General features: G+C 71.5%; 13 protein-coding genes. 4 read left to right on the top strand and 9 right to left on the bottom strand.

Annotation, left to right across the window (positions count from 1 at the left end; translation table 11 throughout):
• Positions 1 to 168: 168 nt before the first annotated feature.
• Complete coding sequence (locus tag AB0K37_RS10640; RefSeq protein WP_363977952.1) at positions 169 to 1,260, top strand: ferredoxin reductase; 1,092 nt, start codon at positions 169 to 171, stop codon at positions 1,258 to 1,260.
• A 10-nt stretch (positions 1,261 to 1,270) separates the two neighbouring features.
• Positions 1,271 to 2,353, top strand: coding sequence for an acyl-CoA desaturase (locus AB0K37_RS10635; RefSeq protein WP_363977949.1), 1,083 nt, complete (start codon positions 1,271 to 1,273; stop codon positions 2,351 to 2,353).
• A 2-nt stretch (positions 2,354 to 2,355) separates the two neighbouring features.
• Here AB0K37_RS10635 and AB0K37_RS10630 read toward each other — a convergent pair whose 3' ends face one another.
• Positions 2,356 to 3,183 (bottom strand): GNAT family N-acetyltransferase, encoded by an 828-nt coding sequence (locus tag AB0K37_RS10630; protein WP_363977946.1) that lies wholly within the window; start codon positions 3,181 to 3,183, stop codon positions 2,356 to 2,358.
• A gap of 136 nt (positions 3,184 to 3,319) precedes the next feature.
• Between AB0K37_RS10630 and AB0K37_RS10625 the strand changes: the two genes are divergently transcribed.
• Complete coding sequence (locus tag AB0K37_RS10625) at positions 3,320 to 4,717, top strand: MFS transporter (RefSeq protein WP_363977942.1); 1,398 nt, start codon at positions 3,320 to 3,322, stop codon at positions 4,715 to 4,717.
• Here the strand turns inward: AB0K37_RS10625 and AB0K37_RS10620 are convergent.
• On the bottom strand, positions 4,714 to 5,388 hold the full coding sequence (locus tag AB0K37_RS10620) for a S1 family peptidase (RefSeq protein WP_363977939.1): 675 nt from the start codon (positions 5,386 to 5,388) through the stop codon (positions 4,714 to 4,716). The genes AB0K37_RS10625 and AB0K37_RS10620 overlap by 4 nt on opposite strands.
• 236 nt (positions 5,389 to 5,624) lie before the next feature.
• Between AB0K37_RS10620 and AB0K37_RS10615 the strand changes: the two genes are divergently transcribed.
• Positions 5,625 to 6,770: a hypothetical protein gene (locus AB0K37_RS10615; RefSeq protein ID WP_363977936.1), complete on the top strand. Its 1,146-nt coding sequence runs from the start codon at positions 5,625 to 5,627 to the stop codon at positions 6,768 to 6,770.
• 131 nt (positions 6,771 to 6,901) lie between these two features.
• Here AB0K37_RS10615 and ricT read toward each other — a convergent pair whose 3' ends face one another.
• The 7 genes from ricT to tmk form a co-directional block, all read right to left on the bottom strand.
• Positions 6,902 to 7,735, bottom strand: coding sequence for a regulatory iron-sulfur-containing complex subunit RicT (ricT, locus tag AB0K37_RS10610; RefSeq protein ID WP_363978052.1), 834 nt, complete (start codon positions 7,733 to 7,735; stop codon positions 6,902 to 6,904).
• A 49-nt stretch (positions 7,736 to 7,784) separates the two neighbouring features.
• On the bottom strand, positions 7,785 to 8,768 hold the full coding sequence (locus AB0K37_RS10605; protein ID WP_363977933.1) for a hypothetical protein: 984 nt from the start codon (positions 8,766 to 8,768) through the stop codon (positions 7,785 to 7,787).
• A gap of 103 nt (positions 8,769 to 8,871) precedes the next feature.
• Positions 8,872 to 9,726, bottom strand: a complete 855-nt coding sequence (locus tag AB0K37_RS10600; RefSeq protein ID WP_363977930.1) for a fructosamine kinase family protein — start codon at positions 9,724 to 9,726, stop codon at positions 8,872 to 8,874.
• Positions 9,713 to 10,192: a low molecular weight protein-tyrosine-phosphatase gene (locus AB0K37_RS10595; protein ID WP_363977927.1), complete on the bottom strand. Its 480-nt coding sequence runs from the start codon at positions 10,190 to 10,192 to the stop codon at positions 9,713 to 9,715. Before AB0K37_RS10595 ends, AB0K37_RS10600 begins: the two co-directional genes overlap by 14 nt.
• Before the next feature lie 99 nt (positions 10,193 to 10,291).
• Positions 10,292 to 12,007, bottom strand: coding sequence for a S8 family serine peptidase (locus tag AB0K37_RS10590; protein WP_363977925.1), 1,716 nt, complete (start codon positions 12,005 to 12,007; stop codon positions 10,292 to 10,294).
• Between the two features lie 134 nt (positions 12,008 to 12,141).
• Entirely contained in the window at positions 12,142 to 13,281 is a 1,140-nt protein-coding gene (locus tag AB0K37_RS10585) for a DNA polymerase III subunit delta' (RefSeq protein ID WP_363977922.1), read from the bottom strand.
• Positions 13,282 to 13,300: 19 nt separating this feature from the next.
• The coding region (tmk, locus tag AB0K37_RS10580; RefSeq protein ID WP_363977919.1) for a dTMP kinase at positions 13,301 to 14,649 on the bottom strand (1,349 nt) is incomplete at its 5' end.

Below are 14,649 nucleotides of genomic sequence, written 5' to 3'. Positions count from 1 at the left end.
GACAGTTTCCCCGTCGACTTTTATCAGCAGGCATTACATCATCGGATGGAACATCATGCGATGGTGTGATGCCTGTCGCTTTGGTGGCCGAGGCCTTGAATCCCCCGCGATTCCTACGCGACCGTAGGTTACGCGAGCGTAAGTTAGCGCGCCCTCGGGGAGGAAACCTTGCCCATCGCACCGCGGACCATCGCACCGCGCCATCCGCGCCGCCCGCGCCGCCCGACCACGGGACGGCGGATCGCGGCGGCCGCCCGGCTCCTCACGACGCCGCTCCTGCCGGAGGACTACCTCGGGCTGCTCGACCCGCTGTGGTCGGCGGACGAGCCGTGCGGACGGATCGAGGCCGTCCGGCACGAGGCCCCGTCCGCCGCGACCCTGGTGATCAAACCGGGTCGGGCGTGGAACGGCCACCGGCCCGGCCAGTGGATCAAGATCGGTGTGGACGTCGGCGGCGTCCGGCACTGGCGGACGTTCTCGCTGTCGTCGCCGCCCCGCCGCGACGGCCGCATCACGATCACCGTCAAGGCCGCGCGCGACGGGTTCGTCTCGGCGCACCTGGTCAACGAGATCCGGCCCGGGACGGTCGTCCGCCTGTCGCAGCCCGAGGGCGGGTTCACGCTGCCCTCGCCCGTCCCGCCCAAGCTGCTGTTCGTGACGGCCGGCAGCGGGATCACGCCGGTCATGGCGATGCTGCGGCATCTCGGCGGAGCGTCCGACGCCGTGCTCGTCCACTCGGATCGGACGGCCGGGGACGTCATCTTCGGCGACGAGCTCCGCCGGATGCCGGGGGTGCGGCTGCACGAGCGGCACACGACGTCCGACGGCCGGCTGAAACCGTCCGACATCCCCGGCATCTGCCCCGACTGGGCGGAGCGCGAGGCGTGGGCGTGCGGGCCGGGCGGCATGCTCGACGACCTCGCCGCGCACTGGCGGGCCGCCGGCGTCGGGGAGAGGCTGCGCGTCGAGCGCTTCCGCACCGTCCTGGACGCCGGCGGGGGCGAGGGCGGGCGCGTCACGTTCACCAGGAGCGGCGTCACGGCCGACGCGGACGGCGGCACGCCCCTCCTGGCGGCGGGCGAGGACGCCGGCGCGCTGCTGCCGAGCGGGTGCCGGATGGGCATCTGCCGCGGCTGCGTCGGGCGGCTGGCGTCCGGCAAGGTCCGCGACCTGCGCACCGGCGAGGTGCACGGCGACGAGGGCGAGATCGTCCAGACCTGCGTCTCGGCGGCCGCCGGGCCCGTGGAGATCGAACTGTGAGAGGAGCGGCATGACCGACCATCTGACGGCCGAGGACTACGAGACCATCGCCGCCGAGCTGGACGCGCTGCGCGAGGAGATCATGTCCGGTCTCGGCGAGCGCGACGCGTCCTACATCCGGCGGGTGATCCGCTGGCAGCGCGGACTGGAGATCGGCGGCCGGGCGCTGCTGCTCGCCTCCGCGCTGCCGCCCGCCTGGATCGCCGGGACCGCGACGCTGGCCGTCGCGAAGATCCTGGAGAACATGGAGATCGGGCACAACGTCATGCACGGCCAGTGGGACTGGATGCGCGACCCGAAGATCCATTCCACGACCTGGGAGTGGGACAACGTCTCGCCGGCCGAGCAGTGGAAGCACTCGCACAACTTCGTCCACCACACGTTCACGAACGTGCTCGGCAAGGACAACGACGTCGGCTACGGCATCCTGCGCGTCGCCCCCGAGCAGGAGTGGTCCCCGGCGCACCTCGCGCAGCCGCTCTACAACCTGCTGCTGGCGATGTTCTTCGAGTACGGGGTGGCCCTGCACGACCTGGAGATCGACAAGATCCGGGACGGGACGGCCGACGAGGCGGTGACGAAGGAGAAGCTGCGCGCGATCGGCCGCAAGGTCCGCCGCCAGTGGGGCAAGGACTATCTGGCTTTCCCGCTGCTCAGCGGCCCGCAGTTCCTGTCCACGCTGGCCGCGAACGCCACCGCGAACGTGGTCCGCAACGTCTGGGCCCACATGATCATCTTCTGCGGGCACTTCCCCGGCGACGTGGAGGTGTTCGAGGAGGAGCGGCTGGACGGCGAGACGAAGGGCGAGTGGTACGTCCGGCAGCTGTGCGGTTCCGCCAACATCACCGGCGGCGAGCTGTTCCACCTGATGACCGGCAACCTCAGCCACCAGATCGAGCACCACCTGTTTCCGGACATGCCGAGCAACCGGTACGGCGAGATCGCCCCGCGCGTCCGCGCGCTGTGCGACAAGGACGACATCCCGTACCACACGGGCACGCTGTCGCGGCAGGTCACGGGCACCTGGAAGAAGATCGTCCGCTATGCGCTGCCCGGCGGGAGGCCGTCCGCGGCGAGGCCCGAGGCCGTCTGAGGTCAGCCGAGGGCCTGCGCCACGGGAAGGTGGAGGCGGGACGGGTCGTTCGCGATGGGCGCGCCGTACTCCATGACCGTCGTGGTGAACGCGGGTCGCAGGCCGTTCCGCCGCGCCCAGTCGACCACTTCCGGATGCCGGTGGTCGATGTCCAGCCGGATCGGCCCCGCCGGGACGATCTCTTCGACGAGGGCGAGGGCGGTCTCGGTGTCGTGCGCGGTGACGGGGCCGACGACGGCCCTGTCGTCGTTCCACCACACGCCCCCGAACCCCTTGAGGCCCGACTCGTCCCGGACGACATGGAACGTCTCGCAGAACGACGGCAGTCCGTCGACCAGACGTGAACGGTCCGCGCCGAAGACCTCGGTGTCGAGTGCATGGACGGCGGGCATGTCCGCCGCCTCCGCTGGGACGGAGACACCCCCCTTGGACGGCCCCTTGCCCATGCCCGTGTACGTCGTGCAGAGCCCGACGGAGCGATACCCCAGACGCTCGTAGAGCGGGCGTCCGTATTCGGTGGCCGTCAGGCTGAAGCTCTTCGTGTCGGTGTTGTCCATGGCGTGCCGCATGATGCGGGAGCCCAGACCACGCCGTTCGTAGCGTTTCGCCACCAGCACCATGCTGATGGCGGCGACGTCCGCGCCGTATGGGGTCGACACCGTCGCCGCGGCGAGACCGCCCTCCCCGTCGTCGATGCCGTAGACGTCGCCGACCGAGAAGAGGAACCGCCACTTGCGGTCCTCGCGCCCCCAATCGCGGTCTTCGGCGAGCCGCTGGCAGGCGGCCAGGTCGTCGATCCCGAGTTTCCGCGCGGGCCTGTCCCAGTCCATGGGAGGGGACGCTAGATCGGCCGGCGCCGGCCGCACAACCCAATTACGCCGCGGCATTACCCCACAGGTCATCGCCTTCACGACCTCCCGGGCGAGATCGTCTGGATGCGGATAACGATCGATCTGAGGAGAGACCATGTCGCACACGGCGACTCCAGTGGCGGGCCGGCGCCCGCGCGAGGCCGCGGCCTCGCCCACCGCGTCCGTCGCCGCCCTGCTCGTCCTGCTCACCGGCATCTTCATCACCACGCTCGACTTCTTCATCGTGAACGTGGCGATCCCCGACATCCAGGCCGATCTGGGCGCCGGCGCGACGGCGATCCAGTGGGTCGTCGCCGGGTTCGGGCTGGCGCTCGGCAGCGGGCTGATCACCGGCGGCCGCCTCGGCGACCTGGGCGGACGCCGCCGGATGTACGCGGTCGGTCTCGCGGTGTTCACGGCCGCCTCGCTCGCGTGCGGCCTCGCCCCGTCCTCCGGCACGCTGATCGCCGCCAGAGTGGTGCAGGGGCTCGCGGCGGCGCTCCTGATGCCGCAGGTTCTCGGGATCATCAACGGCGTGTTCACCGGGGAGGCGCGCGCCAAGGCGTTCACCGCATACGGCCTCGCGATGGGCTTGGGCGGCGTGTTCGGGCAGCTCATCGGGGGCGTGCTGATCCAGGCGAACCTGTTCGGCACCGGATGGCGCAGCATCTTCCTGATCAACGTCCCGGTCGGGGTCGTCACGCTGGCGCTGATCCGCCGGACCGTCCCGTCCCAGCCGCGCACCACGGGAACCCGCCTCGACGTCACGGGAACCGTCCTGGTCACCCTCGGTCTCGTCGCGCTCGTCCTGCCGCTGATCGAGGGACGCCGCCTGGGCTGGCCCGCCTGGACGTGGGCGTCGCTCGCCGCGTCGACCGTCCTGCTCGCCGCCTTCGTCCTCTCCCAGCGCCGGAGCAGCGCCCCGCTGGTCGCGCCCAGCCTCTTCCGCGAGCCCGCGTTCCGCGTCGGCAGCGGCCTGGCACTCGTCTACACCCTGGCGATGGCGTCCTTCTTCCTCTATCTCGCCCTGTACCTCCAGCAGGGACGCGGTCTCAGCGCTCTGGAGTCGGGCCTGCTCTTCGTCGCGCTGGGCGCGGGCTACTTCGCCGCGTCCACCCGCGCCACGGCCATCGCCGCCCGCCTGGGACGGCAGGTCCTCGCGCTGGGCGCCGCGGTGCAGGCGGCGGGCTGCCTCCTCCTGCTCGCCGAGACCGGGCACGCCATCGGCTGGCTCATCCCGGGTCTGGCCCTCGTGGGCGCGGGCATGGGGTTCGTCCTGGCGCCCCTGTCGGCACTGGTCCTGGCCGGTGTGACCGACCGGCACGCCGCCTCGGCCGCGGGCGTCCTTTCCACCGCGCAGCAGGTCGGCAACGCCCTCGGCGTCGCGCTCGTCGGGATCGTCTTCTACGGCGCGCTGGGCGAGGTCGCCGACGCCTTCCGGGCGTCGCTCTTCCCGGTCATGGCCTTCTGCGGCGTCACCGCGGCCCTCGCCCAGCTCCTCCCCAAGCGCTAGTACACGCTGACGCCGAAGGCGCTGAGCACCGGAGAGATCGGCTGGAAGTAGGACGACCCGCCGCTGGCGCAGTCCCCGACCCCACCGATTCCCAGCCCCACCGCGGTACTGCCCGAGAAATACGGAGCCCCGGGACCGTCCCCGGGCTCCGTGCATATGGAGGTCCTCGCGAGCCCGGTGATCGTCCCCTCGGGGAAGTTCACGGTCACGTTGATGGCCGTCACGCTGCCGCAGCGCAGGCCCGTCGTGGGCCCGCTGCGGCAGACGCGCTGTCCGACCACCGGCCGGCCCGCCGTCGTGATGTCCTGCGAGCCGGGGTAGAGGTAGACGCTGCCGGGCCGTTCCACCGAAGGCTCCACGTACCGGACGAGCGCGACGGAGGCGTTCGTCACCGAGACGACCGTCCCGAGCTGGACGGTCATCGCCGGATCGGCGTAGATCGGCATGCCGACCTGGGCGCAGCCGCCCGCGGTGAGGAAGTAGTACGTGCCGTTCTGCCGCACGTTGAACCCGAGCGTGCAGCGCACACCGGCACCGTAGATCGCCCGCCCCCCTTCCGCGCCCGGCGCCGCGACGGGACGCACGTCCCCCGGCGAAGCGGACGCGCTGGTGCCTGTGGCGGTCAGGACGGCGACGATGCCCGCGAGCAAGATCGCGACGCGCAGTCTCACGGAATACCTCCTGCGGGGAAACGGCGGCTTGCCGGAATGGTGTGAAAAACACAGCGCCCCGGCAAGGGGAGGAAGGTGCCAAGGTTGCCAGCGCCCGTATAGCAACATCACGACGAGACCCGCGAATGCCCTGGTCGACGGTGAGTACGGAAGGCCACGCGTCCTAGGTACGGGTGCTCATCCGCCGGGCTCTCCGCGGGCGGAGGATGGGTCGACCGTTTCGGGATGGAGGGCGTATGAGATTTCGTTTGCCGATAACCGGCGTTGTGGCCCTGCTCGCCCTCGGGGGGTGCGGAGTCCCGGCCGTCCAGCCGACGCCATGGAGGGCGGAAGCCGGGGGCGCGCCGTGGCGGGTGGAGGTCGAGGACGTGTCGCTGCGGGTCGATCCCCAGATCGTCGCGTCGGGTCCGGAGGACGTGTGGGCGTTCGGCGGGCGCGGCTCGGATGACACGGTGTGGCGGCCGACGGCCCGGCATTGGGACGGCCGCCGCTGGAGCAAGGTCGACCTTCCGGGCGGGCGGATCGGCGCGGTCAAGGCGGCGGGGGCGTCCGCGGCGTCCGATGTCTGGGCGGTCACCCTCGGCGGGTCGAGCTCGACCGTCCTTCACTGGGACGGCGAACGCTGGACGATCGACCGCCGCCTTCCGGGATTCACCGTTACGGCGCTGGAGGTCTTCTCCCCGCGGGACGTCCGGGTCTTCGGCACGGGCTCGCACGCCGCCGCGACGGGCTGGACCCGTTCGGCGGACGGATGGTCGGAGACGAAGCTGCCGTTCCGGATCGCCCGCACGAGCGCTCGCTCCGCCCGTGACATCTGGGCGCTCACCTTCGAGAACGAGCTGTACCACCAGGACGGCTCCGGCTGGAAGCCCGTCCCGCTGGACGGCGTCCTGCCCGCCGGGAAGAGGAAGGGCTTCGAGGACACGACGTACCGGCTCAGCACGATCACCGCCACGGCCGCCGGCATCTGGATCACCGCCGAGGGCGCCGGGGGCATCCCGTCCAGCGAGATGGACGGCACCCGCACCCAGCCGCTGGGCCCGGGCGACCTCCAGCTGTCGTCCCTTCTCCTGCACGGCGACGCCGACGGACGCCGCTGGACGGCCGAAAGCGCCATGAAGAAGGCAGGACGGTTCAGTCCGTTCGGCGCCCCGATCATCGACGCGGACGGCGGCGTCTGGCTCATCGGTTCCGCCGACGTCAACGCCACCGAATCGACCCTCGCCCACCGAACCGCCACGGGCACTTGGACCAGCACCAGGATCCAAGCGTCCGGCTTCAGCCTTTTCGAGGCCCGCGCCATCACCCGCATACCGGGCACCACTCGGTTCCTCGCCGCAGGCATGGACGACGAAAAGGGCGCGCTTCTCTCCACCCCATAAGGAGCGGCGGCGGCCGGCGAGCTGTCGATCGCGCGGCCGCTGATCGGGCATGGCGCCGACCACGCCGCCCGCGAACCCGGGTTCAACGGGCAGTCGGCGGGCTGGGCGCAGTACTTCAAGAAGCCATTTTCCTAATCGGGCTCGCTCTGGTTCGAGGGGGCGTAGTGGGCGTCGTGTTGCTGGCGAGGGGAGCAGACCGAGGCGGACGGGCAGGAGCAGCGGCGCGAGCCCACCTTCACCGTGACGCGGTCGCCGGGGACGTTGTAGCCGATGACCTGGCCCTCGCCCTCCGGGGTGCTGACCCGCGCCCCCAGGCGCGGCGCCTTCTCCTTGAACTCCATGTAGAGGGGGTGCTCGTACTTGAGGCAGCACATCAGGCGGCCGCAGGCGCCGGCTATGCGGAGTGGGTTGACCGGGAGGTCCTGTTCCTTCGCCATGCGCACGGAGACGGGCTCGAAGTCCTTGAGGAAGGTGGCGCAGCACAGGTCGCGGCCGCAGGGGCCGATGCCGCCCTGGAGGCGGGCCTCGTCGCGGGGGCCGACCTGGCGCAGTTCGACGCGGGCCTTGATGCCGCGGGCCAGGTCGCGGACGAGGGCGCGGAAGTCGACGCGGTGCGGGGCGGTGAAGTAGATCTTGAAGATGTTGTCGGCGTCGAGGTAGTCGACGCCGATGACCTTCATCGGGAGGTCGTGCTTGCGGATGAGGCGCTTGGCGATGGAGCGGCCCTCGGCGCGGCGGCGCCGGTTGGCCTCGTCGCGGGCGAGGTGCTCGTCGGTGGCGGGGCCGGCGCACTCGGGGAGGCCGTCGACGTCCTCGGACACCCACTGCGGGGCCCACACGCACTCGGCGACCTCGGGGCCGGAGTCGGTGGGGACGAGGACCTTGTCGCCGACCTTGGGGCTGTGCGGGCCCGGATCGAGGTAGAACAGGCGGCCGTAACGGGTGAAGCTGACGGCCATCATCATGCCCACGTTTCGCTCCGTTCGCCCGGTTTTATGCGCCCCACTCTAGGTCTCACCAGGCGGCGTCGGCGAGATCCCCTGCCGGAACGGTCGGGACGCCCTGCGCATACAGGTCGCCTGCGGTCACGATGACGCCGTGACCGTTGTGGGCTATGTCGAGGCCGGTGGGGGCGCCCTTCACCTTCTGGGTCCACAGGGTCTTGGCGGGGTTTCCCTGCAGCGTGAAGGTCTGAAGGGTCACTTCGGAGTTCTTCGCTATGGCCGCGATAAGGGAAGTGCCGTCCCGGCTCATGACAGCGTTGAAACTGCCCTTGGGCAGGGGCATGACGGCCTTGCTCGACTTGAGGTCACCCGCGGCGCCGCTGGTGTCGATTGTGCGGACCTGGTGCTTCCCCGTGCCGACCGGGCTCCAGACAAAGGACAGTGTGGTGCCGGACCAGGAGAGGCTCCCGACGCGGGCACGCAGCTTGGTCGTCCACACCTTGTGGACACCGGTCTCCGGAGCGACGACGTCCACGCGCGCGCTCGCGCCCTTGTAGGTGACGTAGGCGAACTGTGTGCCGTCCGGGGTCACGGCGAGGTCCGACCAGACCGTGGAGACGCCAAGGACGATCGCCTTCGGAATGGGCTTGAGGTCCTTGGGACGTCCGTCGCCCAAGCGGAGGCGCTGGAAGGTGACGTCACGGGGACCGGGTGTGGCGAGGATGTACGAGCCGTCCTTCAGCGCCGCGACGCGGTGGAAGCGGCGGCCCTGCGGGGCGGCGACGGGCAGCCCCACGTTCGTGCCTGTGCGCACGTCCCGGACGAGGAGGGAGGCGCCCTTCTGGGTGACGCCGACGACGAACTGCGGTCCGGTCTTCTCGGCCTTGGCGGCGGGCTTGGCCTCGTGCTCCTTGTCGGCGGCGCGCTGGTGGCGGTGCACCATGTCCACGCCCCCGCCGATGAGCAGCGCGGCCGTGGCGGCCACGCCGAGAGGGACGAGACCCTTCCACGAGCCGAGACGGTTACCCGGGTCCTCGCGCCTGCCGTCGTCCATGGGGTTGCCTACCTAACCTTCCTGCCGGATCGCCCGTCGTTTCTACCGCATATGGATCGCGACAAAAACCCATGAACGCGGAGTTACCAAGTCGTGAGCCGCCTCAGCCGAGGGACGCGCGGGCCGCCTCCACCATGGACGCCCGGTACGACCCGCCGAACAGCGCCACATGGACCAGCAGCGGATGCAACTGGTGCAACGGGACGCGGGAACGCCACCCGTCAGCCAGGGGCGCGGCCTCATCGTAGGCGCCGAGCACGGTGTCGAGGTGCGGTGTCCCGAACAGCGCCATCATGGCGAGGTCGGTCTCGCGGTGCCCGCCGTGCGCGGCCGGGTCGATGAGCAGCGCCCGCTCGCCCGTCCACAGGACGTTCCCCGACCACAGGTCCCCGTGGATGCGGGAAGGCGGCTCCGGCGGCCCGGCGAGCGTCTCGATGTCCGCCATGACGCGCTCCACAAGGCGGACGTCACCGGACGAGAGATGCCTGGCCCCGAGGCGCAGGAACGGTTCGAGGCGGCGTTCGGCGTACCAGGCGGGCCAGGAGCGGTCGTCCGATGTGTTGTCCAAGGGAAGGTCGGCGATGAAACCGTCCCAGGGCGCGCCGTAGGCGCCGGGACGGTTCCCGGTGTGCAGGGCCGCCAGTTCCCGTCCGAGACGTTCGGCCGCTTCGCGGGACGGTGGAGCCGAGGGCAGCCACGGCAGGACGAGCATCTGGTCGTCCGCCGCCACGACCTCGGGGACGGGAGTCCCGGGGCCCGCCTCCCCCAGCCAGCGCAGCCCGGCCGCCTCTGCCGCGAACACGCCCGCCTGGTCCTGGGCCGCCTTCACGAAGACCTCGCGGCCGTCGGCCAGGGAAGCCCTGTGCAAGGTCCAGGAATGGCTGGAGCCGAGGTCGTGGACGTCCTCGACCTCGGTTCCGAGCAGCCCTTCCAGCCGCACGCGCTCAGTGGTCTTCAAGCGCCGAGCGGATCTCCTTGAGCAGGCCCGGCATAGCCGCCTCCACCTGCTCCAGGACGAGGTCGAAGTCGGCGCGGCCGCCGTAGTAGGGGTCGGGGACGTCGAGGTCGTCGCCCGCGTCCGGGTCGAACTCGCGCAGCCGCCGGATGCTCCCGCGCGCCTGCCAGGTCGGCGCCATCGAGCGCAGCGCCTTCTCGTGGCTCGCGTCCATCGCGATGATCATGTCGTAGCCGTTGAACCAGGCGGCGTCGAACTGCCGCGCGATGTGCGCCGACCGGTAGCCGGCGCGTTCCAGCGCCGCGACCGTCCGCTGGTCGGCCCCGTCGCCGACGTGCCAGCCGCCGGTGCCCGAACTGTCCACCTCGACGTCCAGGCCCTCCTTCTCGACGTGGTGGCGCAGAACCCACTCGGCGATCGGGGAGCGGCAGATGTTGCCCGTGCAGACGAAGGTGACTCGGTACGGCATCCCCCCATCATGCACGAGGGTCCGGGACCGCAGGACGCGGAAAAGAACGCGACCCCCGGCCGGAGCCGGGGGTCGCGTCCTGGGGTGGTTCTGGAGGGGTCAGCGCGAGACGGCGTTCAGCGCGTCCACGACGCCGCTGCCGAAGAACCCGTTCTGGCCCTTCGAGCCTTCACAGGTCTGGGTGGAGGTGTGCTTCACCCACTGGCCGTTCACCTGGGTGTACCAGACGTACTCGACCGTCGCCGGGCTCGGGCATTCCTTGGGGGTCGCGGTGCCGCGCAGCACCTGCTCGACGAGACGCGGGTCCATGGTCAGGCCGCCGCTGCGGTCCCGGTGCCCGTACTTGCTGACGATGAGCGCCGCGACGCCGACCGCGTGCGGGGACGCCATCGAGGTGCCCTGGATCGACTGGTAGTAGGCGCACTTGTCGCCCTTGCAGCTGCGGATGATGTACGACACCTTCGGCGTGCCGTCGGCGTTCAGCTCGCCGCGCTCCTTCGCGAGCCGCTCGGGGTAGGCCGCCCAGATGCCGCCCTTGTCGTCCGGACGCTGCGCGGCGTTGTCGACCTTGTCGCCGCCGGGCGCCGCCACCGCGACGTAGCCGTTGCCGAAGCTGCTGTAGTACGACTTGCGGCCGCTCGGGCCGGTGGCCGAGACCGGGATGACGTTCTCACCCTCGGACGGCATCGACACGCAGCTCGCCGGGACGGTGCGGTCGTGCGGCTCCTCGCCCGGCGTGGACGGGAAGTCGGGGCTGCTGCCGTCCGCGTTCGTCTTGGTGTAGTCGACGAGGTCGTTGCCCGCCGCGGAGATCAGCGTGACGCCGCGGTCGTGCGCGAAGTCCAGGGCGCGCTGCGCCGCCTTGATGATCGTCCGCTGCTCCAGCTGGTCCTCGGGGCTGTCGGCGGGGTTGTTGCCGCAGTTCCACAGCCACGGGTCGATGTAGTACGACATGTTGACGACGTCGATGCCGTGCTTGGCCGCGTAGGTCAGGCCGTCGACGGTCGGCTGGAGGAAGAAGTAGCCGGAGTCCTGCCCGACGCGCAGGTTCACGATCGACACGTTCGGCGCGACGCCCGCCATGCCGAGGCCGTTGCGGGGCGAGGCGATCGTGGACGCGACGTGCGTGCCGTGGTCGTTGTCGTCCCAGTCGTTGGGGTCGACGCACGACGTGAACTCGCAGGGCCCGTCGACCTCGTTGCCGTTGGCGTCGGTCGGGATGTCGCGGGTGAAGTTGCGGCTGAGCTTGCGGTTGAAGTTCGGCGCGATGTCCGGGTGGTCGCCGTCCACGCCGGTGTCGAGGACGCCGACCAGCACGCGCCGGTCACCCGGCTCCTTCTTGTAGGAGCCGTCCGCGGTGGCGTGCATCTGCTTCATGTCCCACTGCAGGTCGGCCAAGGGCTCGGTGTCCTTGGACGGCTTGCCCGTGGGGGCGGCCTGGTTCTTGGCGCCGTGGACGGCCCCGGTCAGCTTCTCGACCTTCGGGGCCTTCTTCTCGGTCTTGGGAGCCTCACCGATGATCCGGTTGTGCGCGACGCCGTCCAGCGCCCGCTGGTTCATCACGGCGTGGATGAACTCGGGGTTCTGGGACGTGACGGTCGCAACGCCCACGTCGCGGTTCTCGTGCACGACCTTGCCGCCGGCGGCGGAGACGGCCTGGTGGGCCTGCCCGAGGGACGCGCCCTCCTTGTAGAGGACGACGTACTCCGAGACCTCGCCCTTCGCCTGTGCTTGGCCCGGAGCCGCGGATGCTGGGAACGCGAGGGCCGTCACGGTGGTGACGGCGCACGCGGCGGAAATCAAGGCTCGCCGCAAGGCAGACCTCCTGGCTGTGGGGGTTAACCAACCGGATTTCGGTCGATCAGCCAGCGAACGTTACGGGGGCGCTCATTGAGAGTCGCGTACGGAAATGTAACGAATGGGGACAAGTTGTGTAAGCCCCGCCCGTATCACCCGTTACGCAACGCCAAGGTCAGCGCCTCGAACGCCAGCTGCGGATTGACGTTCGCCGCCAACCGCTCCCTGCAGTCCATGATCGCATCGAGGCGCCGGAGGGTGTCCTCCGGGCGTCCGTCCCCCGCGGCCGACCGGAGTTCGGGGCCGAGCTCGATGTTGACCAGCTCGCTCCCCGCCCCCAGTTGCAGCGTCAGGACGTCCCGGTAGTAGGACGCGAGGTCGAGCAGAGTCCGGTCCAGGGCGTCGCGCAGGATCCGCGTCGCCCGCGACTTCTGCCGGTCCTCCAGCTCCTTGAGGGCGCCCGCCGTCCCGCGTGGCATCCGCCCCTTCTCGCTCTCGCCGAGCGCCTTGCGCAGGGCGGAGGTCTCCGCGTCGTTCAGCTCGGCCGTCTGCGCGTCCCGCTCCGCCTTCGCCGCGTTCACCAGCGTCTCCGCCGCCGCGACCGCCGCGCTCACCCCGGTCAGCCGGCGCGGCACCGCCACCACCTGCTCGCGCACCCGCCGCATCCGCGGATCGGAGGCGAGCCGGCGCGCCCGGCTGATGTGCCCCTGCGCCGCCCGCGCCACCACCTCGGCGGTCTCGCGCTCGACGCCGTCGCGCTGCACGAGGAAGTCGGCGATCGCCGCGATCGGGGGCGTCTGCAGGGTCACCAGCCGGCAGCGCGACCTGATCGTGACGAGCAGGTCCTCCGGCGACGGCGTGCACAGCAGCCACACCGTCCGCGGCGGCGGCTCCTCGATCGCCTTCAGCAGCGCGTTCGCGGCGCCCTCGGTGGCCCGGTCGGCGTCCTCGAACAGCACGATCTGGCGGCCGCTCCCGCTCGGCGACGACGAGGCCCGCAGCACCAGCGCGCGGGCGTCCCTGATGCCGAACGACAGCCCCTGCGGCCGGACGACCTCGACGTCGGCGTGCGTCCCCTGGAGCACCTGGTGGCAGGACGCGCAGTGCCCGCACCCGCGCGGCGTCTCCGTGCACTGCAGCGCGGCGGCGAACGCCCGCGCCGCGGCCACGCGCCCGGACCCGGGCGGCCCGGTGAACAGCCACGCGTGCGCGAGCCCGCCCGTCCGCTCCGCCGCCGAGGACAGCTGCGCGATGACGGGCTCCTGCCCCACCAGGTCGTCCCACACGCTCATGGAACAGAGGCTAGCGGGCTCAGAAGTCGGTGATGACCGGGAACGTGCTCGTGGCGTCCTCGGTGCCGAGCGGGACGGGGTCGGGCAGGATCTCCCGGATGCGGTACTGGATCTCCCGGCTCAGCTCGCCCTGCGGCCGGCTCGCGTCCAGGACCAGGTAGCGGTCCGGGTCGGCCTCGGCGAGGGCGCGGAAGCCCTCGCGGACCCGCTCGTGGAACTCCTGCGACTCCGACTCGATGCGGTCGGCGGGCGCCGGCAGCCGCCGCAGGCCGGCCTCCGGCGGGATCTCCAGCAGGACGGTCAGGTCGGGGACGAGGCCGCCGGTCGCCCAGGCGTTGACGCGGGCGATGTCCTCCACCGGGAGCCCCCGCCCGAAGCCCTGGTAGGCCAGGGACGAGTCGACGTAGCGGTCGCTGACCACGATCACGCCGCGGTCCACCGCCGGCTTGATCACGTTGGCCACGTGGTCGGCGCGGTCGGCGGCGTACAGCAGGGTCTCGGCGCGGTCGGACAGGCCGGTGGTGTCGCGGTCCAGCAGCATCGCGCGCAGCCGCATCCCGATCTTGGTCGCGCCCGGCTCGTGCGTGGTCACCACGTCGTAGCCGTGGTCGCGGAGCCAGATCGCGGCGAGCCGCGCCTGCGTCGTCTTGCCCGCGCCCTCCCCGCCCTCGAAGGCGATGAACACGCCGCGGTTGCGGTGGACGGGCTGCGGGGCCGCGGCGGCCTGCTCCGGCGGCGTGTAGATCTCGCCGTGCAGGGCGGCGCGCAGGTCGGGGACGAGCGGGATGCCGCGCCGGTCGTCCAGCCGCCGGTACGCCAGCAGCCCGGCCGCCAGGGCGAGGACGGCCGCGGCCAGCAGGGCGACGCCGGTCCCGTAGGCGTCGTAGACGCCGCCGCCGAGGTCGAGGCGGTGGGATCCGGCCGCCGCCGCGATCAGCGGGACGACGGCGAACGAGAGCAGCGCGGTGATGAGCGCGACCGACCGCAGGTACGCCGCCGGGCGGGCGCCCTCCGGCGCCTCGGGGTCGTGCGCCGCCATCTTCGCGGTCGACCACGCGGCCCCGGCGAAGACGCCGAGGAACGCCGTCGCGAACACCACGACGACGAGGTTCTGGACGAGGGCGAGCACGACCAGCGCGAGCGCGGCGGCGATCACCGCGAGGCCGAGCAGGCGGCGGCGGCTGAACGGGACGAGCACGCGCGGTCCGAGGAACAGCCCGAAACCGAGCCCCACCGTGAGCGCGGTCAGGACGGAGCCGTACCCGGCGTCGCCGCCGCCCAGCTCGCCGGCGTGGACGCGGGCCACCGCCACGACCGCGCCCGCCGCGAGGGACGCCGCCGCGATCGCCGGGCCGGCGCCGCGCGCGG

Source organism: Actinomadura sp. NPDC049753, assembly GCF_040674655.1.
Lineage (GTDB): Bacteria > Actinomycetota > Actinomycetes > Streptosporangiales > Streptosporangiaceae > Spirillospora > Spirillospora verrucosospora.
This window is presented reverse-complemented; position numbering and strand designations above follow the sequence as displayed.